The 18,756-nt window shown below is 68.7% G+C and carries 20 protein-coding genes; 16 read left to right on the forward strand and 4 right to left on the reverse strand.

Annotated elements, in window-relative coordinates; genetic code table 11:
• Window positions 1–24: 24 nt before the first annotated feature.
• The 3 genes from BO226_RS23460 to BO226_RS23470 form a co-directional block, all read right to left on the reverse strand.
• A complete protein-coding gene (locus tag BO226_RS23460) occupies window positions 25–555 on the reverse strand; it encodes a winged helix-turn-helix domain-containing protein (RefSeq protein WP_071936194.1) in 531 nt (176 codons plus the stop codon).
• A gap of 219 nt (window positions 556–774) precedes the next feature.
• Entirely contained in the window at window positions 775–1,248 is a 474-nt protein-coding gene (locus BO226_RS23465; RefSeq protein ID WP_071936195.1) for a YbaK/EbsC family protein, read from the reverse strand.
• 104 nt (window positions 1,249–1,352) lie between these two features.
• Window positions 1,353–2,561, reverse strand: a complete 1,209-nt coding sequence (locus BO226_RS23470) for an RNA-guided endonuclease InsQ/TnpB family protein (RefSeq protein WP_071936196.1) — start codon at window positions 2,559–2,561, stop codon at window positions 1,353–1,355.
• Between the two features lie 117 nt (window positions 2,562–2,678).
• On the opposite strand from BO226_RS23470, the gene BO226_RS23475 reads away from it, so the two are divergent.
• Window positions 2,679–3,509 carry a crotonase/enoyl-CoA hydratase family protein gene (locus BO226_RS23475; RefSeq protein WP_033096936.1) on the forward strand — a complete coding sequence of 277 codons (831 nt, stop codon included), beginning with the start codon at window positions 2,679–2,681 and terminating at the stop codon, window positions 3,507–3,509.
• Between the two features lie 68 nt (window positions 3,510–3,577).
• Here the strand turns inward: BO226_RS23475 and BO226_RS23480 are convergent, their stop codons facing one another.
• A complete protein-coding gene (locus BO226_RS23480; protein ID WP_006550524.1) occupies window positions 3,578–4,069 on the reverse strand; it encodes an inorganic diphosphatase in 492 nt (163 codons plus the stop codon).
• 262 nt (window positions 4,070–4,331) lie between these two features.
• On the opposite strand from BO226_RS23480, the gene dacB reads away from it, so the two are divergent.
• From dacB to BO226_RS23555, 15 genes are all read left to right on the forward strand, one after another.
• A complete protein-coding gene (dacB, locus tag BO226_RS23485) occupies window positions 4,332–5,675 on the forward strand; it encodes a D-alanyl-D-alanine carboxypeptidase/D-alanyl-D-alanine endopeptidase (protein ID WP_071936197.1) in 1,344 nt (447 codons plus the stop codon).
• A complete protein-coding gene (locus tag BO226_RS23490) occupies window positions 5,672–6,721 on the forward strand; it encodes a zinc-dependent metalloprotease (RefSeq protein WP_033096982.1) in 1,050 nt (349 codons plus the stop codon). Before dacB ends, BO226_RS23490 begins: the two co-directional genes overlap by 4 nt.
• Window positions 6,697–7,746, forward strand: coding sequence for a tRNA lysidine(34) synthetase TilS (gene tilS, locus BO226_RS23495; protein WP_071936198.1), 1,050 nt, complete (start codon window positions 6,697–6,699; stop codon window positions 7,744–7,746). The genes BO226_RS23490 and tilS overlap by 25 nt, the downstream gene beginning before the upstream one ends.
• A gap of 12 nt (window positions 7,747–7,758) precedes the next feature.
• Entirely contained in the window at window positions 7,759–8,313 is a 555-nt protein-coding gene (gene hpt / locus BO226_RS23500; RefSeq protein WP_006550520.1) for a hypoxanthine phosphoribosyltransferase, read from the forward strand.
• A 251-nt stretch (window positions 8,314–8,564) separates the two neighbouring features.
• Entirely contained in the window at window positions 8,565–11,153 is a 2,589-nt protein-coding gene (ftsH, locus tag BO226_RS23505) for an ATP-dependent zinc metalloprotease FtsH (RefSeq protein ID WP_071936199.1), read from the forward strand.
• 70 nt (window positions 11,154–11,223) lie between these two features.
• The gene (folE, locus tag BO226_RS23510) at window positions 11,224–11,889 is read left to right on the forward strand and encodes a GTP cyclohydrolase I FolE (RefSeq protein WP_006550518.1); all 666 of its coding nucleotides are present in this window, start codon (window positions 11,224–11,226) and stop codon (window positions 11,887–11,889) included.
• Window positions 11,890–11,921: 32 nt separating this feature from the next.
• Window positions 11,922–12,743 (forward strand): dihydropteroate synthase, encoded by an 822-nt coding sequence (gene folP, locus BO226_RS23515; RefSeq protein ID WP_197539145.1) that lies wholly within the window; start codon window positions 11,922–11,924, stop codon window positions 12,741–12,743.
• Window positions 12,740–13,120, forward strand: coding sequence for a dihydroneopterin aldolase (gene folB, locus BO226_RS23520; protein ID WP_071936200.1), 381 nt, complete (start codon window positions 12,740–12,742; stop codon window positions 13,118–13,120). The genes folP and folB overlap by 4 nt, the downstream gene beginning before the upstream one ends.
• The gene (folK, locus tag BO226_RS23525) at window positions 13,120–13,662 is read left to right on the forward strand and encodes a 2-amino-4-hydroxy-6-hydroxymethyldihydropteridine diphosphokinase (RefSeq protein WP_006550515.1); all 543 of its coding nucleotides are present in this window, start codon (window positions 13,120–13,122) and stop codon (window positions 13,660–13,662) included. The genes folB and folK overlap by 1 nt, the downstream gene beginning before the upstream one ends.
• A complete protein-coding gene (locus BO226_RS23530) occupies window positions 13,656–14,132 on the forward strand; it encodes a DUF3180 domain-containing protein (protein ID WP_019290198.1) in 477 nt (158 codons plus the stop codon). Before folK ends, BO226_RS23530 begins: the two co-directional genes overlap by 7 nt.
• 74 nt (window positions 14,133–14,206) lie before the next feature.
• The gene (locus BO226_RS23535; RefSeq protein ID WP_232238017.1) at window positions 14,207–15,319 is read left to right on the forward strand and encodes a DUF6779 domain-containing protein; all 1,113 of its coding nucleotides are present in this window, start codon (window positions 14,207–14,209) and stop codon (window positions 15,317–15,319) included.
• A 159-nt stretch (window positions 15,320–15,478) separates the two neighbouring features.
• Window positions 15,479–16,414, forward strand: a complete 936-nt coding sequence (locus tag BO226_RS23540) for a Rossmann-like and DUF2520 domain-containing protein (protein WP_024102843.1) — start codon at window positions 15,479–15,481, stop codon at window positions 16,412–16,414.
• A complete protein-coding gene (gene panC, locus BO226_RS23545; RefSeq protein ID WP_071936202.1) occupies window positions 16,407–17,345 on the forward strand; it encodes a pantoate--beta-alanine ligase in 939 nt (312 codons plus the stop codon). The genes BO226_RS23540 and panC overlap by 8 nt, the downstream gene beginning before the upstream one ends.
• A 44-nt stretch (window positions 17,346–17,389) precedes the next feature.
• The gene (gene panD, locus BO226_RS23550; RefSeq protein ID WP_006550510.1) at window positions 17,390–17,827 is read left to right on the forward strand and encodes an aspartate 1-decarboxylase; all 438 of its coding nucleotides are present in this window, start codon (window positions 17,390–17,392) and stop codon (window positions 17,825–17,827) included.
• A 2-nt stretch (window positions 17,828–17,829) separates the two neighbouring features.
• Window positions 17,830–18,663, forward strand: a complete 834-nt coding sequence (locus BO226_RS23555; RefSeq protein WP_064256742.1) for a type III pantothenate kinase — start codon at window positions 17,830–17,832, stop codon at window positions 18,661–18,663.
• The last annotated feature ends 93 nt before the right edge of the window (window positions 18,664–18,756 follow it).

Here is an 18,756-nt window from a genome sequence, read left to right on the forward strand (position 1 = left end):
CTCCTGCCCCTCCTTCGCATGCGTTCACGCCGTACGGCGGTCGAGTGATTCGACGACGTGTACGCGCGGATCGGGGTCGAACCGGTAGCCCGACCCACGGACAGTGGTGATGATGTTGCCGAAACGTCCCAGCTTGGAACGGATCCGGGAGACATGGACGTCGACACTGCGGTTGCCGCGGTCGGTGTCGAAGTCGTCGTTCTCCGAGTATCCGGCGCCGAGCGGCCTCAATGCCGCGCGGGACACCGCGACGCGGGGCCGCCGCACCAGGTGCGCGAGGATCTCGAATTCGCTGTGACTCAACTCGACCCGCTGATTGTCGAGCACCAGCCCGCGGGCCGGCAGATCGATGACCAGAGGGGTCGGGCCGGGGCTGAGAAGAGTGTGGGTGCGCGCACCCGGGAGCAGATCGAGCGCGGTCTCCCGCAGAGCATCGGCGAGGGCGGCGAGATCGCCCGCCGACCCGGCGTTCGTGTCCGAGATCTGCACGATGAGAACGAGTTCGGGGGAATCGACCGAGCTGCCGGCCGGGTTCTCGATGGAGGACGTGGTCATGGAAGGGCTCCGCTGGTCGGAAGGTGAACGGCGCCGGGCAGGCAACTACCCGCAGCAGTGCGGCGCCGGAAAAGAGGAAGGGATGGTGCGGATCTCAGAACGCACAGAGGCACGAGCGGGTGCGACACAGGTCGACATGCCTGCGGCTCCACGCTCGGACTGTCACGACGGAAAGTGTACCCGGATGGAGATGCCGGTGGTACCGGTAGGTGGACCGTCTCAGTCCACGTCGACATCGATCGCCGCGGTGATGCGCATGAGCTCCGAATAGACGGTCCGGAACAGTGTGTTCGGGCATCCACCCGACGCCCACAGATCGGGGTAGTGCTGCAGCGCACGGTCGATGTAGGTGGGCAGGTTCGTGGGATGACCGAGCGGTGCGACGCCACCGAGCGGCTGGCCGGTGACCTCCGTGACCAGGTCGGAGGAGGCCGGCACGAGTTCGCCGCCGAGCCGCTCGCCGGTCCGCTCGACCGACACGCGATGCGCCCCGGACACCAGCAGCAGGATCGGGTCGTCATCGAGCAGGAAGACGAGCGACTTCACGATCGCGCCCACCTCGACACCGACCGCGGCGGCGGCCTGCTCAGCGGTGTGCACGGTCTCCGGCTGCTGGACGATCAGACCGTGATGGCCGCGGGCGATGAGCGTGTCCGAGACGCGGTGGGCATTCGGATGCAGCGACCTGGTCATGGATCAAGAGTAGGAAAATCGCCGCCCGATGGGCGCGGTTCCGAGGACGCGTCGTCGTCGTGTCGTGTCGTGGGGTGGCTCGATACAGTCCGTACGTAAACAAGTTACCCTTCGGTATTAACGCCTCTCCTGCCAGAAGGCAGGAGATTCCCGGCTCGGACCGCAACCGAACCACCCAGGAGGTGATCCGCCTGTCTGACGTCGTCGACACCGGTGTGGCCACGCTCCGCCACAGCCAGAATCACTCTGGCAGCGTTCCGGTCCCGGCATGCGCTGTAGTCGCAGGCCGAGCATCGGAAGGTTCGTTCGCCGAGTTCGAGGCGTTGCTTGGCTCTCGCGAAACATCTCGAACACGTCATCGACGTGTATGCGGGCCGTACCAGCACCACCTTCCGGCCGGCCCGCGTGCCCTGCTCGACGAGTTCGCGCTTCGCAGCGCCGATCGCGGCGTCCGCCGCTTTCCTCGCCATCGTGGATCGGGCGAGGAACGGGGGGCGGAAATCCTCCACGGCGATCAGTGCGTGGTGTGCGACCACCCCGCGCGCCCACATCCGTGCCTCGTGCTGGTTCCGCCGAGCGGCCTTCTTCTGCACCTGCGACGCACGTTTGCGGGCTCGCCGGTATCCGCTGGACGGTCGGCTTCCCTTGGGTCTGCGTCGGCGAGCCATGGTTCGTTGCGCCTTCGCCAGCTCCGCCGCGCAACGCTTGCGATGACCCCGGTGCGGCAGGTCGAACCGCTCGTCGGTGGTGGTTGCCGTGTGGGTCACTCCCCAATCGACACCGATCGCCGAACCAGGCGGCGCCGGAGCCGGAGGTTCGGTGCTGCGGGTGACGACGAACGACGCGTACCAATCTCCGACCGAGTCGCGGGTGATGCGCACACTCGACGGTTCGGATGGCAGTTTCCGCGACCACACCACCGGAATTGTGACGCCCTTCGGCAAGCGCAATCGGCCTTCCTGGATCCGGAAGCTGCGACGGGTGTACTCGAGAGTCGGCGACGTTGCCTTCCGGGACTTGAACTTCGGGCGGTTGCGTCCTTTCACCGCGAACGACGAGTCGAGCGCACGAGCGTAGGTCCGCAACGTCTGTTGTTGAGCGACCTGGGAGCCGGCCCGCAACCACGCCGATCGTCTGCGCGTCTCGGTCAGCTGTTTGCTCAGCTTCCCGGAAGTGGGTCGTGCGCCCGTCTTCTGGAGGTGCACGGCTTCGTTCCACAGGAACCTGCAGCGATGCCATTCGTCGAGCAGCGCGCATTCGGCGTTGCTGCCCGCACGCAACCGGAAGTTGTAACGCACAACCTCGACCCCCATGCCCGGGCACGCTATCGACGCCCACCGACAGATTCCGTCGTCACCATCACAAGCCCGACCCTGGAAGGAGGACGGCGGTTCTCACCCTTGTGAGGGCCGAGAGCCGCCGAACACACAATGTCCGATCTCTCGCCTTGGAAAGCGTTCACCGTCGAACGCAAGGATCACGTCGCACAGGTCACGCTCATCGGCCCCGGCAAGGGCAACGCCATGGGCCCCGACTTCTGGGCGGAATTGCCCGTCCTGTTCGGTGAGCTCGACGCCGACCCCGAGGTCCGCGCCGTCGTCCTCGCCGGTTCCGGCCGGAACTTCTCCTACGGCCTCGACCTCGTCGCCATGGGCGGCAGCCTCGGCGCCGTCGTCTCCGGCAAGGCGCTCGCGAAGCCGCGCACGGACTTCCACACGTTGATCAAGAACATGCAGGCGGCCATCACGGCCGTCGCCGACTGCCGCAAGCCGGTCGTCGCCGCGGTCCAGGGCTGGTGCATCGGCGGAGCGGTCGACCTCATCTCCGCCGCCGACATCCGCTACGCGAGCGCCGACGCGAAGTTCAGCGTCCGCGAGGTCAAGGTCGGAATGGTCGCCGACGTCGGCACCCTCGCCCGGCTCCCGCTCATCATCGGCGACGGTCACGTCCGCGAGCTCGCGCTCACGGGCAAGGACATCGACGCCGCCCGCGCCGAGAAGATCGGTCTCGTCAACGACGTCCACGACGACGCCGACGCAGTGCTGGCCGCCGCTCACGCGACCGCCGCGGAGATCGCCGCCAACCCGCCGCTCGTCGTCCAGGGCATCAAGAACGTCCTCGACCACACGCGCTCGCCGCAGGTCGACGACAGCCTCCGCTACGTCGCGGCGTGGAACGCGGCGTTCCTGCCGTCGGAGGACCTCACCGAGGCGATCACCGCCGTCTTCGAGAAGCGCCCGCCGCAGTTCAAGGGCGAATAGACCCCGCAGACGACGGATCCCCCGGACGATCGCATCGTCCGGGGGATCCGCGTTGTACAGGCTCGGTGTCAGTGCCCGCCGTTGTTCTTCAGGCGCTCGACCGACGCGGTCACCTCGGCCTCGGCCTCGGCGCGACCGACCCAGTCGGCGGCCTCGACGTGCTTGCCCGGCTCGAGATCCTTGTAGTGCACGAAGAAGTGCTTGATGGCGTCGAGCTCGAACTGCGAGACGTCGCTGATGTCCTGGACGTGATCCCACCGCGGGTCGCCGGCCGGGACGGCCAGGATCTTGTCGTCGCCACCGGCCTCGTCGACCATCTTGAACATGCCGACGGGGCGGGCCTCGACGATCACGCCGGGGAAGACCGACTCGGGCAGCAGGACCATGCAGTCGAGCGGATCGCCGTCCTCACCGAGAGTGTTCTCGATGTAGCCGTAGTCGGCCGGGTAGCCGAACGAGGTGTACAGGTAACGATCGAGCTTGACGCGTCCGGTCTCGTGATCGACCTCGTACTTGTTCCGCTGTCCCTTGGGGATCTCGATGGTGACCTCGAACTCCACGCCTTGCCTCACTTCGTCGGTGTTTTTCCGGCGGATACGACATCCGTATCTGCGGTGATGGTCCGCAGAGAGGATAACGGTCGCGGCGCTAGGCTGGAGGTGCAGGTACCGGGGCCCCGAGTGCGTCACAGCAGTGTGCGGCCGGCAGCGGGAAGTGCGGGTAGCTGGTCGACCAGTGTGTGCAGGATGCAGCGGAGGCGTGTTGACGGGGCAGGGCGGCAACAAGAAGCAGGGTTCACTGGCAACCAGGCGACGACGGAACATGAAGATCCTCTTCGGGATCTGGGGAGCGGGTTTCCTCGCTCTCGTCGTGGGCGGAGCCTTCGCGATCTACGACGTGCGGGCGTCCGCCGGCGCGGTCGTGCTCCCCGCACCGGCACCGGTGATCGCGACCCCCGCGGTCGCCGCGGTCTCGCCCGACGCTCCGACGCCCGACCCGACCTCGCTGGCGGCGGCACTCGACCAGGCGGTGAACAATCCCGGCCTCGGTGACTTCGCCGGGTCGATCACCGACCCCACGACCGGCACGGTGCTGTGGTCGAAGGACGCCGATCGCGCGCTGATCCCGGCCTCCACCACGAAGATCCTCACCGCCGCGGCCGCCATGCTCGTGCTGCCCTCCGATCATCGGATCACCACGCGTGTCGTCGAGGGTTCGAAGCCGGGGGAGATCGTCCTCATCGCGGGTGGCGACCCCACCCTCTCGGCGATGCCGCCCGGCGAGGAGAGCTTCTACCCCGGTGGTCCCCGCATCGCCGACCTCGCCGAACAGATCCGGCGCAGCGGCACGACGGTCGAGACGGTCCTCGTCGACACGAGTCTGTACAGCGGGGATCCGCTCGCGCCGGGCTGGTTTCCCCAGGACGTCGGCGACGGTTACGTCGCACCCATCGAACCGGTGATGCTCGACGGCGCCCGGTCGAACCCACTCGAGGACGAATCGCCTCGCAGCGCTACGCCCGCCCTGGACGCCGGTCGTGCACTGGCGACGGCGCTCGGTGCCGACCCCGCGCGGGTAGCACTCGGATCCGCCTCACCCGGTGCGGCGCCCATGGCGTCGGTCCAGTCGGCGCCACTCACTGTGCGTCTCGGTCAGATGCTGCGCCGATCCGACAACGTCCTCGCGGAGACCATCGGACGGGAGGTCGCCGTCGCGACCGGCAACGAGCACTCGTTCGAGGGCACGACGAAGGCGGTGACCGGTACCCTGCAGCAAGCGGGTCTGGACGTCACCGGTGTGACGTTGCGCGACGTCAGCGGGCTCTCGGTCGAGAACCGGATCCCCGCTCGCACGCTCGATCGCGTGATCTCCGAGGCGGCCGGACCGAACAGGACGGAGCTGCGACCCATGCTCGACTATCTTCCCGTCGCCGGAGCGACCGGCACGCTCGCCGACCGCTACGGCACCACGACCCGCGCCGGAGCCGGATGGGTGCGGGCGAAGACCGGCACTCTGACCGAGGTCAACGGACTCACGGGATACACCGTCGACTCCGACGGCCGCGTGCTGTCGTTCGCTCTGCTGTCCAACGGCCGGGCCCCGAGCGAGGCTCGGCCCGCCCTCGACGCCGTGGCGTCGGTACTGCGTGAGTGCGGTTGCCGATGACCGGCAAGGAGCGGGCACTCGGCGACGCGATCGACTGGTCGTTCGCGGCCGGGGTCGGCGTGCGCCTCACCCGCTCCGAACCCGCGATGTCGCGGTACACCCGCGATGCGGTGCAGGACGAGTTGTTCTCGGCCGCCGCGCGCGCCGAGGGACCGGTGCGCGAGCACACGCGTCTCGACGACGGAACCGAGCCGCCGCCCGCGCAGGTCGTCGACCGGCCGGGCTGGGTACGTGCGGCCGCGGCGTCGATGGCCGACCTCACCGCGACCTCGGGCGAGGATCCGGCCGGCTCCTCCCTCCGCTGGGTGGGCAAACCGGCGGGCGCGCAGGCCGGCGCGATGCTCGCCTACCTGTCGTCCGCGGTGCTCGGACAGTACGACCCGTTCTCCCGTTCGCTGCTGCTCGTCGCGCCCAACGTCGTCGCGGTCGAACGCGCCCTGAAGGTGCCGCCCGCCGACTTCCGGCTGTGGGTGTGCCTGCACGAGGTGACCCACCGCGTGCAGTTCGCACAGGCACCGTGGATGGCCGAGCTGATGCGCGAGGCCGCCGCCGACCTCGCCACCGCGGTCGACGAACCGATGGGCGACGTCGCGACCCGCGTGGTGTCGGCGGTGAAGGACCTGCGCACTCCTGGCGACAAGGCGATGTCGGAGCGGGGCATGCTCGGTGTCGTGCGGGCGCTGCAGGCACAGTCTCAGCGCGAGTCGTTCGATCGGATCCTCGCGCTCGGAACGCTGCTCGAAGGCCACGCCGATCATGTGATGGACGGTGTCGGCCCGGCCGTGGTCCCGTCGGTCGCGCGGATCCGGCGGGCGTTCGACAACCGGCGGCACCGCAACAGCAGCCCGGTGCATCGCCTCATCCGGCTCGTCCTCGGCATGGACGCCAAGATGGCCCAGTACGTGCACGGCAAGAAGTTCGTCGACGCCGTCGTCGCGAAGGTAGGCACGGACGACTTCAACGCCGTGTGGTCCGGTCCGGACGCCCTGCCCACCCTGACGGAGATCGACCATCCCGATGCGTGGATCGCGCGGGTACTGAGCTGATCGTGGCTTCACCGTCCAACGATCGTCCGCTGCTGCCCGAAGCCCCGGCGATCCACGAGGTGCGCCTCGCCGTGCGGGCCTGGCTGGGCGCGCACCCGGCCGACGCGGTGACCGTCGCGTTGTCGGGCGGGGCCGATTCCGCCGCCCTGACCGCCGCCGCCGTCGCGGAGACCGAGGCGGTGCACGCCGTCGTCGTCGATCATCGCCTCCAGTCCGGTTCCGAGGTCGTCGCCGCGCGGGCCGCGGAGTTCGCCCGGGCCCGCGGCTGCGCGACCGTCATGGTGGTCGGTGTGGACGTCACCGGTGGGGGAGGTCTCGAGGCCGCCGCGCGCGCGGCCCGCTACCGGGCGCTCGACGAGAACCGCGACGACCGGACCGTGTTGCTCGGGCACACCCTCGACGACCAGGCCGAGACGGTGCTGCTCGGTCTCGGCCGCGGATCGGGGCTGCGTTCGATCCGCGGGATGGCACCCTTCGACCCGCCGTGGGGCCGGCCGCTGCTCGGCGTGCGCCGCGACACGACCCGCCGGGCGTGCGACGAACTCGGCTACCGCCCGTACGAGGATCCGCACAACACCGACGACCGGTTCACGCGCGTGCGTCTGCGCCGTGAGGTACTGCCGCTGCTCGAGGACGTGCTCGGTGGGGGCGTCGCCGAAGCCCTCGCGCGCACGGCCGGGCAACTGCAGGACGACGGCCACGCCCTCGATGTCTGGGCCGGCGACCTGCTCGCGACAGCGCGGCGCGAGGACGACCTGCTCGACACCGACACTCTCGCGGCGGCTCCCGCCGCAGTACGACGCAGAGCCCTCCGATCGTGGCTGATCGATCACACCGTCACGCCGAACGAGACGATGCTGCGGACGGTCGACGATCTGGTAGCGGCGTGGCGCGGACAGGGCCCGGTCGCGGTCGGACGGGGCCCGCGGACGGGGACGAGGTTGGTGGTGTCGCGTCGGCGTGGCACGCTTGCCGTGGAGTACGTCGACCGGGCGAAGGTCCGGGCGACCGGCAGCAGAAGGTAGGGAAGGACCCCGGTGTACGAGAACGACATAGCGTCGGTGCTGATCTCCGAAGAACAGATCAAGGAGCGGACCGCAGAGCTGGCGCAGTCGGTCGCCGAGCGTTACCCGGTGGGTGCGCCGGAAGGCGATCTGCTGCTCATCGGGGTGCTCAAGGGCGCCATCTTCTTCATGACCGACTTCGCGCGCGCTCTGCCGATCCCGACGCAGATGGAGTTCATGGCCGTAAGTTCGTACGGGTCGTCGACCTCGTCCTCGGGTGTCGTGCGCATCCTCAAGGACCTCGACAAGGACATCGCCGGTCGCAACGTCCTCATCGTCGAGGACATCATCGACTCGGGTCTGACGCTGTCGTGGCTGCTCAAGAACCTCTCGACGCGCAACCCCGCGTCGCTCGAGGTCGTCACGCTGCTCCGCAAGCCGGAGGCCGTGAAGATCGACGTCGAGGTCAAGGACGTCGGATTCGACATCCCGGACGAGTTCGTCGTCGGCTACGGACTCGACTACGACGAGCGCTACCGCGACCTGCCCTACATCGGCACGCTGGATCCCAAGGTCTACAGCAGCTGACCTCCGGTCGAGCCGCGTCGTGAGGTCCCCGGCTCGGGGAACTCCGGTTCCGTCCCGATCGTTGTCGATTACGACGTCTTCCCGGTGTCGGCTCCGGCCGGTGCCGGGGCGACCGCTCGTTGCTACGCGGTAACCTTGCGTTGCCTGGTCAGTGACCGTCGCGGCGTGCGGCCACCCCGGGCGCGAAGCGCCGCGACTGCGAGACCCCGACGAACTCGATCGAAAGGACCGGCCGCTCGGGCCGAACCTGTATGAACCGCAAGACAGTGTTCCGTAATCTGGCGATCGTCGCCGGCATTCTGCTGGTGATCTACGCCTTCAGTTACTTCGGCGACGACACGCGCGGTTTCACCCAGGTGGACACGTCCGTCGCGGTGTCCCAACTCGAATCGCAGAACGTCAGCGAAGCCCGCATCGACGACCGCGAACAGCAGGTGCGTCTGTGGCTCGAGAACGGCAACGACGCGACCGAGGGCAGCACCGAGATCATCGCGAAGTACCCCGCGTCGGCCTCCGAACAGATCTTCGACCTGGTCGCCGCGTCGGGCGCGCAGAAGTACGACACGAGCGTCACCCAGGAGAGCTGGCTGACCTCGATCCTCATCTTCGTCCTGCCGATGATCATCCTGCTCGGCGTGTTCTTCTTCGTGATGAGCCGCATGCAGGGCGGTGGTCGCGGCGGCATGATGGGCTTCGGCAAGTCGAAGGCCAAGCAGCTGTCGAAGGACATGCCCAAGACGACCTTCGCCGATGTCGCCGGCGCCAACGAGGCCGTCGAGGAGCTCTACGAGATCAAGGACTTCCTGCAGAACCCGGCGCGCTACCAGGCGCTCGGCGCGAAGATCCCCAAGGGCGTACTGCTCTACGGTCCTCCCGGCACGGGTAAGACCCTCCTCGCGCGTGCCGTCGCCGGCGAGGCGGGCGTCCCGTTCTTCACGATCTCCGGTTCGGACTTCGTCGAGATGTTCGTCGGTGTCGGCGCCTCCCGCGTGCGCGATCTGTTCGAGCAGGCCAAGCAGAGCGCTCCCTGCATCATCTTCGTCGATGAGATCGACGCGGTCGGCCGCCAGCGCGGCGCCGGCCTCGGCGGTGGTCACGACGAGCGTGAGCAGACCCTCAACCAGCTGCTCGTCGAGATGGACGGCTTCGGCGACCGCTCCGGCATCATCGTGATGGCCGCGACGAACCGCCCCGACATCCTCGACCCGGCACTGCTGCGTCCCGGCCGTTTCGACCGTCAGATCCCGGTGACGAACCCCGACCTCGCCGGTCGCCGGGCGATCCTCGCCGTGCACTCGAAGGGCAAGCCGATCGATCCCAACGCGGATCTCGGTGCGCTCGCCAAGCGCACGGTGGGCATGTCCGGTGCCGACCTCGCGAACGTCGTCAACGAGGCCGCGCTGCTTACCGCCCGTGAGAACGGCACGGTGATCACCGAGGCGATCCTCGAGGAATCGGTCGACCGTGTCATCGGCGGTCCCCGCCGCAAGAGCCGCATCATCAGCGAGCACGAGAAGAAGATCACGGCCTACCACGAGGGTGGTCACACCCTCGCCGCGTGGGCGATGCCCGACATCGAGCCGGTTTACAAGGTCACCATCCTCGCCCGCGGCCGCACCGGCGGTCACGCGATGACGGTGCCCGAGGACGACAAGGGCCTGATGACGCGTTCGGAGATGATCGCGCGCCTCGTCATGGCGATGGGCGGTCGTGCCGCGGAGGAACTCGTCTTCCGCGAGCCCACCACCGGCGCCTCGTCCGACATCGACCAGGCCACGAAGATCGCGCGCGCGATGGTCACCGAGTACGGCATGAGCGCGAAGCTCGGCGCCGTCCGCTACGGCCAGGAGCAGGGCGACCCCTTCCTCGGCCGGTCGATGGGTGTGCAGTCCGACTACTCGCACGAAGTGGCACGCGAGATCGACGAGGAGGTCCGCAACCTCATCGAGGCCGCGCACACCGAGGCGTGGGCGATCCTCAACGAGTACCGCGACGCCCTCGACGTGTTGGCGGGCGAGCTGCTCGAGCACGAGACGCTGACCCGCAAGGATCTCGACCGGATCCTGGCCGATGTGAAGAAGCGTCCGCGGATCACGACCTTCAACGATTTCGGTGATCGGGTCCCGTCCGACAAGCCGCCGATCAAGACGCCCGCCGAGCTCGCGGCCGAGCGTGGCGAGCCGTGGCCGCCGGAACCGCCGTCGCTGACGAAGCCGGCGCATCAGCACCCGCAGTATCCGGGCCAGGGCCAGGGCCAGGGCGAGGTGCCCGCTCCCGCCGGCTACCAGCCCGGCGCGCAGCCGCAGTACCAGCCGGCGAACGGCTACCCCCAGCCCCAACAGCAGCCCCAGCCCCAACAGCAGCCGCAACCCCAACAGCAGTCGCAGCCGGTCCCGGCCTCCGAGCCGCTTCCGGGCTTCCAGCCGACGGCTCCGTATCCGGGTGGTCCGCGGCACGCGACGCGTCCGGACTACGGTGCTCCCGCCGGATGGTCGGCTCCCGGCTGGCCGCCGCGCGAGCAGACCCCGCAGGAACAGCAGGGTCACGGGCCGCAGGGCCCCGGACAGCCTCAGGGATACGGATATCCGCAGGGCAATCAGGGGCAGAACCCGCAGAGCTACGGACAGCCCAGCTACGGACAACAGGCCCAGGAAACGCAGAGTTTCGGGCGTCCGCAGGAGCCGCAGGACGCCGACCGTCCGTCGGACTCCGGCGAAGACGGTGCGGCAGATGCGCACCGTGGTGAGAACCACGTGGGAGACTCGCAACCGCGCGATGGTTACGGCGCTCCCGAACCCCCTCCCACACAGCGGTGGGAAGGCCCGGCCGGCCGGCACTGATCCGTGTCGGTGAGTCGGTACGGGGCGCGCATCGGGGCCGTCGGTTCCGATGGAGACGAGTGAGCGAAGAGTGGAGGGCGAGCGGGTGTCGGTGAACCACCTGAAGTCGGATACGGGTTCCGACCCGGAGGATGTGACGACCCACGAATTGAGCGTGGACGCGGGTCGTACGTTCGACCAGGCCCGAGCCGAAGCGGCCGTGCGTGAACTGCTGATCGCGGTGGGTGAGGATCCGGACCGCGAGGGCCTGCGCGACACTCCCGCCCGGGTGGCCCGTGCCTACCGCGAGGTGTTCGGGGGACTGTTCACCGACCCGGACGAGGTCCTCGACACGACCTTCGACGAAGGTCATCAGGAACTCGTCCTCGTGCGAGACATCCCGATGTACTCGACGTGCGAACATCACCTCGTGTCGTTCCACGGCGTCGCCCACGTCGGATACATCCCGGGCCCCACGGGCCGCGTCACGGGTCTGTCGAAGCTGGCGCGTGTCGTCGACCTCTACGCCAAGCGTCCGCAGGTCCAGGAACGCCTCACCCGCCAGATCGCCGACGCCATGATGCGCAAGCTGCAGCCGCGCGGCGTGATCGTCGTGGTCGAGGCGGAGCACCTGTGCATGGCGATGCGCGGCATCCGCAAGCCCGGTGCCAGCACCACCACCTCCGCCGTGCGCGGGCTGTTCCAGACCAGTTCGGCGTCGCGTGCCGAGGCCCTGGACCTGATCCTGCGCCGGTGACCGTCTTCCCCGCCGAACAGTGGCCTGTCGTGATGGGCGTATTGAACGTCACCAGTGATTCCTTCTCCGACGGCGGTCGCTATCTGGACTGCGAGACCGCGATAGCCCGCGGCTTCGAGCTGCGCGAGCTCGGCGTCGACATCGTCGACGTGGGTGGCGAGTCCACCCGGCCCGGGGCCGTGCGCGTCGACCCGGAGGTCGAGGCGTCCCGCGTGGCGCCGGTCATCGCCGCTCTGGCGGAGGCAGGCATCCCCACGAGCGTCGACACGATGCGCGCCTCGGTCGCCGAGGCGGCCGTGGAGGCCGGGGTGACCATGATCAACGACGTCTCGGGTGGGCGCGCCGACGCCGACATGGCCGCGGTGGTCGCCGAGGCCGGGGTGCCGTGGATCCTCATGCACTGGCGTCCCCTCGGCGAGTTCGTCCACGCGGGCGGTTCGACGCACTACGAGGACGTCGTCCGCGAGGTCCGCGAGGAGCTGCTCACGCAGGTCGACATCGCGGTGGCCGCAGGCGTGGACTCCGACAAGATCGTGCTCGATCCCGGTTTGGGTTTCGTGAAGGAACCCGACCACAACTGGCAGTTGCTGCAGCGCTTGCCCGAACTCACCGAACTGGGTTTCCCGGTGCTCATCGGGGCGTCCCGGAAGCGATTCCTCGGATCGCTGCTCGCGGCGCCCGACGGCACGGTCCGCCCGCCCTCGGGTCGTGAGGTCGCCACGGCCGTCGTCTCGGCGCTCGCCGCCACACACGGCGCATGGGGCGTACGCGTCCACGACGTGCAGGCATCCCGCGACGCGCTCGCGGTGGTGCGTGCCTGGCAGCGCGGCAGCGCGGAAGGAGTGCACGCGTGAGCGACCGCATCGAACTACGGGGACTGACGGTCCGCGGCAACCACGGCGTCTTCGAGCACGAGAAGCGGGACGGTCAGGACTTCGTCGTCGACATCGTCGTGTGGCTCGATCTCGCGCCGGCCGCGGCATCCGACGAGCTGGCCGACACGCTGCACTACGGCGAACTCGCCGAGCGAGCCGCGGCGATCATCGCCGGTCCGGGCCGCGATCTCATCGAGACGGTCGCGGGGGAGATCGCCGACGAGGTGCTCACCGACCCGCGTGTCGCCCGGGTGGAGGTCACGCTCCACAAGCCGTCGGCGCCGATCCCGCTGACCTTCGGCGACGTCGCCGTGGTGATCGACCGCTCCCGCAGCGATGTGACGGGGAGCGCCTGATGAGTCGTGCTGTGCTGTCCATCGGATCGAACATCGGCGACCGGCTCGCGCACCTGCGGTCGGTCGTCGACGCATTGGGCGAGCGGGCCGTCGCCGTCTCGGCGGTGTACTCGACGGCACCGTGGGGCGGCGTCGAACAGGAGGATTTCCTGAACGCGGTCGTCGTCGCGGAGGATGCCGCCTTCGGTCCGCGCGACTGGCTGCGGTTCGGCCAGGAACTCGAGGAGGCCGCCGAACGCGTCCGGATCCAGCGCTGGGGTCCGCGCAGCCTCGACGTCGACGTCGTGACCTGCGTCAGCGGCGAGGGTGAGGTGCGCAGCGACGATCGGGAACTGATCCTGCCGCACCCGCGCGCACACCAGCGGGCGTTCGTGCTCGTCCCGTGGCTCGACGTCGAACCCGAGGCCGTGCTCACCGCCGAGGGCCGGCGGCTGGGCATCGGCGACTGGCTAGACGAACTCGACGCCGCCGAACGGGAAGGTGTGCACCGCACCGACCTGACGCTGGCCGGGCCGAAGACCCAGGGACACGCCGAGTGCTGAAACAGACCCGGATCCGAGATCTGCTGGCGCTGGCCGTGCTGGCAGCGATCGTCGCGTGGTTGCTCGTCCGCACAATGTACGGTTCGCTGCCGCCCATCCCCGTCTACGCGGGAGCCTCGCTGTATCCCGTCGCGGTCATCGAGGTGATCCTGGCGTTCATGATCCGGTCGCGGGTCGGCAAGCACGAGATCGGTGAGGGCCCCGGCAGGTTGCATCCCATCACCGCCGCCCGCGCGGTCGCGCTCGCCAAGGCGTCCGCACTGGTGGGTGCCGCGAGCGCCGGAGTGTGGGCCGGTTTCCTGCTGTATCTCGTACCGCAACGCGGCGTCGTGCAGGCCGCCACCGACGACACGTCGGGGGTGCTCGTCGGAGCCCTCGCCGGCATAGCGCTGGCGGCGGCCGCGTTGTGGCTCGAATACTGTTGCCGGACACCGGAAGACCCCGACGAACCGAACGAACCGGCGCTCTGACATCGGATTTCGGGGTGGGGAAGGGCGTGTCGTCCGGCTCCGATCCGAGGACCCACCCAAGTACCCTGATGGTCATGGCAACCTCGGCGCGACCAGACAGGAATCGCCGTCCGTGGCGCAGTACCGGCTCGATGATCGTGGCCGGTCTGCTCGCTCTGGCGATGATCGCCTCGCTGCTGTTGATCTTCAGTGAGAGCGTGCAATTGCTGCGTGTCGCGGTGGTCGTCGCCCTGTGGGCTGCCACTGTCGGAGCCATCGCGATGAACAAGTACCGCCGGGAATCGGCGCTCGATCGGGCGAAGGCCGACGACCTGAAGACGGTCTACGAACTGCAGTTGCAACGAGAGATCGCGGCGCGGCGCGAGTACGAGCTGACCGTCGAGGAGAAGGTCCGTGCCGATCTGAAACTCGACGCCGGGGAGATGGCGGCCCTGCGCACCGAGCTGGCCACCCTGCGCCGCACGCTCGAGATGTTGTTCGACGGCCGGCTCCCCGACGATGTCGTCGCCCTCGAGGGCCAGGCGGAGAAGCTGCGTGGACTGAGCGAGGCGGCGCGGGTGTCCGCTCCGCGTCCGTCGGGACCGGCCTTCGCCTCTCCCGACGACGAGCCGGTCACCGCGGAGACCGAGTCGGTCGAGGCGGCCATGCGGGCGGCGGAGGCGTCGGAGAAGACGTCCGCGAAGGGTGATGTCGAAGAACCGCGTACCGAGAAACAGGCGAAGGTTGATTCTGCGACGGGGAAGTCCGCTACCGGGAAGGTCACGGTCGAGAAGGCGACGGCTGGAAAAGCGGCCGCAGGACCGGACGCCGAGATCGAGGACGCGGAAGTCGAGGATCAGAAGGTCGGAGACACGAAGACGGGGGACCCGAAGACCGGGGACGCGAAGGTCGCGAGCGCCGAGAAGGCGGCGGACGGGAAGCCGGAGCCGCAGAAGCCCGGCAAGCACGAGTCCGGATCCGATCCCGACCCGCAAACGGACGCAGACGGGGCCGGAGCGAAGACGAAGGGCGATGACCCCGCGGAGGGGAAGGACACCGCCGCGAAGGCCGATGGAGCTGCGGAAACGACCCAGGAGGACGACGAGGGCGACCACGAATCGTCCGGACGTCGCTCCCGGCGCCGTCGCGCCGACGGTGAGGGCCGGACGGTCGCGGAGATCCTCGCGTCGTTGTCGGCCGAGCGCTGATCGCGGGGCGATCGCGCGGCAGGTCGCACCCGCCCCACCTCGGACGATGAGGCGCAGATCACTCGGCCCGACCGTGGCGAGCCCCGGAAAACGCGCGCTATTGTCGAGCGGAACGTCCGGTACCCGCTGAGCGGGACTGGAACGAACGAGAGGACTCCCGTGAATTCCTTCGGGATCACCAACGCACCCGCGCCTGCGCGCCTGTCGGTAGGAATCGTGTCCGCCGGACGGGTCGGCACTGCACTCGGCGCAGCTTTCGAACGCGTTGGTCATGTCGTCGTGGCCTGCTCGGCCGTCTCCGACGTCTCGCGGCACCGTGCCGCCACGCGCCTGCCGGATTCGCAGATCCTGCCGGTCGACGAGGTTGCCGGCCGCTGCAATCTCCTTCTTCTCGCCGTTCCCGACACCGAACTGTCGTCCCTGGTCAAGGGCCTCGCAGCCACCGGTTCGGTCGCCGCCGGCACGATCGTCGTCCACGTCTCCGGTGCTCACGGCACCGCGATCCTCGAGCCGCTGACCGAGCAGGGCGCCGTGCCGCTCGCGATCCATCCCGCGATGACCTTCACCGGCCACGACGAGGACATCGACCGGCTCTCCTCCGCGTGCTTCGGCATCACGGCCGCCGACGAGATCGGCTACGCCATCGCGCAGTCCCTCGTCCTCGAGATCGGCGGCGAGCCGGTCCGCGTCCCCGAGTCCATGCGCATGACCTACCACGCTGCGCTCGCGCACGGCAGCAACCACCTGGTCACGCTGGTCGCCGACGCCGTCGAGGCACTGCGCAGCGCCCTGCAGGGGGAGGAACTGCTCGGCCAGCAACTCGTCGACGACGCCCCCGGTGGAGTCGCCGAACGGGTGTTGCAGCCTTTGCTCTCCGCAGCGCTCGACAACGTGCTGCGGCGCGGGCCCTCGGCCCTCACCGGGCCGGTCGCGCGCGGCGATGCCGACGCCGTGGCCGCGCACCTGCGTGCGCTCGAGGCCGTCGACCCGCTGATCGCCGCCGGGTACCGCGCGCTGTCGCTGCGATCGGCGCAACGGACCGGGTCGAAGCCGGAACTGATGGCAATTCTCGAAGGAGCTGAATACGGTGAGTGAAGCAGGACAGCGCGGATACGTGCGAGGTGAACTGACCGTTCACCACGATCCCGCAGGCCTGACCAAGGTCACCCGGGCTCTGCGCGGCGTCGGCCGCACCGTCGCACTCGTACCGACGATGGGTGCGCTGCACACCGGTCACCTCGAACTCGTGCGCCAGGCCAAGCTCACCGGGGCCGTCGTGGTCGTGTCGATCTTCGTCAACCCGCTGCAGTTCGGGAAGAACGAAGATCTCGACGCCTACCCGCGCACCCTCGACGCCGACTTCGAACTGCTCCGCGAAGCGGGCGTCGAACTCGCCCTCGTGCCGACGGTCTCGGCGATGTACCCGCAGGGCCCGCGCACCACGATCCATCCGGGTCCACTCGGGTCGGAGCTCGAAGGTGCTGCGCGTCCCGGTCATTTCGCGGGCATGCTGACGGTCGTGGCGAAGCTGTTCAACATCGTCGGTCCCAACACGGCGTTCTTCGGTGAGAAGGACTACCAGCAGCTCACTCTGATCCGTCAGATGGTCGCCGACCTGAATCTCGACATCCGTATCCTCGGCGTTCCCACCGTGCGCGAACAGGACGGGCTCGCACTGTCTTCCCGCAACCGCTATCTCGACCCCGAGCAGCGCGAGATCGCGACCACGCTGTCTGCGGCGCTCGTCGCCGGCGCACACGCCGCAGCGGGCGGAGCCGAGGCGATCTTGTCCACGGCACGCGACGTGCTCGCGCAGAGTCCGCAGATCGAGGTGGACTATCTCGAGGTGCGCGGCGCCGATCTGGGGCCGGCACCCGAACGCGGCGACGGCCGACTGCTCGTCGCCGCACGACTCGGCTCCACACGCCTCATCGACAACGTCGGGGTCGCCGTCGGCACCGGCTTCCTCGAACGAGCCACCGGTCCGGTGGATCCCGACGCCGAAGACAACCTGACGAACCGCTGACCCACCGATCGAATTCGGAAACGAGAAAGAAACCGAGGACGAGCATGTTCCGCACCATGATGAAGTCGAAGATCCACCGCGCCACCGTCACCCACGCGGATCTGCACTATGTCGGTTCGGTGACCGTCGACCAGGATCTGATGGACGCCGCGGATCTGCTCGAGGGCGAGCAGGTCTGCATCGTCGACATCGACAACGGCGCCCGGCTCGAGACGTACGTCATCGCCGGTGAGCGTGGATCGGGCGTCATCGGGATCAACGGTGCCGCAGCACGTCTCGTCAGCCCCGGCGATCTCGTCATCCTCATCGCCTACGGCGTGATGAACGAGCAGGAGTGCAAGGACTACGACCCGCGCGTGGTGTTCGTCGACGCCGACAACCGCCAGGTCGAGCTCGGCAACGATCCCGCCCACGCTCCCGAGGGCTCGGGCCTGATCACGCCGCGGATGCTGTCGACTCTCGACTCCCCGTCCCTGGTCTAGAGGTGCTCCTCACCGTCGACGTCCGCAACACCAATATCGTCCTGGGGGTGTTCGCGGGCAGCGGCTCGCACGCGCGGCTGCTGCGCGACTGGCGCGTCCGTACCGACCCCAGGATGACCGCTGACGAGATCGCCCTGCTGTTCCGCGGTCTGCTCGGCGAATCTGCCGAGCAGGTCACCGGGGTGGCGGCGTTGTCGACCGTGCCGTCGGTGCTACGTGAGGTGCGCGTCATGCTCGACCGCTACTGGTCGTCGGTGCCGCACGTAGTGGTGGAGCCGGGGGTGCGCACGGGAGTGCCGCTGCTCGTGGACAACCCGAAGGAGGTCGGCGCCGACCGCATCGTCAACAGTCTGGCGGCCTACCACTTCTACGGATCCCCGTGCATCGTCGTGGATTTCGGGACCTCCACGTGCGTCGACGTCGTGTCGGGCAAGGGGGAGTTCCTCGGCGGGTCCATCGCTCCGGGTGTGGAGATCTCGATGGATGCGCTGGCGTCGCGGTCGGCGGCGCTGCGGAAGGTCGAATTGCTCCGTCCCCGAGGTGTTCTGGGAAAGAACACCGTCGAGTGCATGCAGTCCGGGGCCGTCTTCGGGTTCGCCGGGATGGTCGACGGCATCGTGCGGCGCATCTGCGCCGAGGTGCCCGGTTTCGACGGCGACGACGTGGCCGTCATCGGCACCGGCGACAGTGCGCCGCTGATCATGCCGGAGTCGCGCACCCTCGAGCACCACGAGCCGGATCTGACCCTCGAGGGGCTGCGTCTGGTGTACGAGCGGAACCAGGTGAGACGAGCGGCACGCGGAACTGCGGGTTCCGCTGAGCGTCATTCTGTGTAAAGATGTTCCTCGTGATCCGTTGCATGAGCACCCAGGAGTGTTGTCGAGGCTGACCGCCGCCTCGACCGATAACACATTCCTGGGAGTTTTCTC

It is taken from the genome of Rhodococcus sp. 2G, assembly GCF_001886355.1.
Classification (GTDB): domain Bacteria; phylum Actinomycetota; class Actinomycetes; order Mycobacteriales; family Mycobacteriaceae; genus Rhodococcus; species Rhodococcus pyridinivorans.

Excerpts from the sequence above, each read along its gene's own strand:
- folK (WP_006550515.1), top strand. The coding sequence starts at position 13,120 with ATGAGTCGTGCTGTGCTGTCCATCGGATCGAACATCGGCGACCGGCTC.
- BO226_RS23460 (WP_071936194.1), bottom strand. The coding sequence starts at position 555 with ATGACCACGTCCTCCATCGAGAACCCGGCCGGCAGCTCGGTCGATTCC.
- BO226_RS23470 (WP_071936196.1), bottom strand. The coding sequence starts at position 2,561 with ATGGGGGTCGAGGTTGTGCGTTACAACTTCCGGTTGCGTGCGGGCAGC.
- BO226_RS23535 (WP_232238017.1), top strand. The coding sequence starts at position 14,207 with ATGGCAACCTCGGCGCGACCAGACAGGAATCGCCGTCCGTGGCGCAGT.
- folP (WP_197539145.1), top strand. The coding sequence starts at position 11,922 with ATGGGCGTATTGAACGTCACCAGTGATTCCTTCTCCGACGGCGGTCGC.
- ftsH (WP_071936199.1), top strand. The coding sequence starts at position 8,565 with ATGAACCGCAAGACAGTGTTCCGTAATCTGGCGATCGTCGCCGGCATT.
- panD (WP_006550510.1), top strand. The coding sequence starts at position 17,390 with ATGTTCCGCACCATGATGAAGTCGAAGATCCACCGCGCCACCGTCACC.
- dacB (WP_071936197.1), top strand. The coding sequence starts at position 4,332 with ATGAAGATCCTCTTCGGGATCTGGGGAGCGGGTTTCCTCGCTCTCGTC.
- BO226_RS23465 (WP_071936195.1), bottom strand. The coding sequence starts at position 1,248 with ATGACCAGGTCGCTGCATCCGAATGCCCACCGCGTCTCGGACACGCTC.
- BO226_RS23475 (WP_033096936.1), top strand. The coding sequence starts at position 2,679 with ATGTCCGATCTCTCGCCTTGGAAAGCGTTCACCGTCGAACGCAAGGAT.
- BO226_RS23490 (WP_033096982.1), top strand. The coding sequence starts at position 5,672 with ATGACCGGCAAGGAGCGGGCACTCGGCGACGCGATCGACTGGTCGTTC.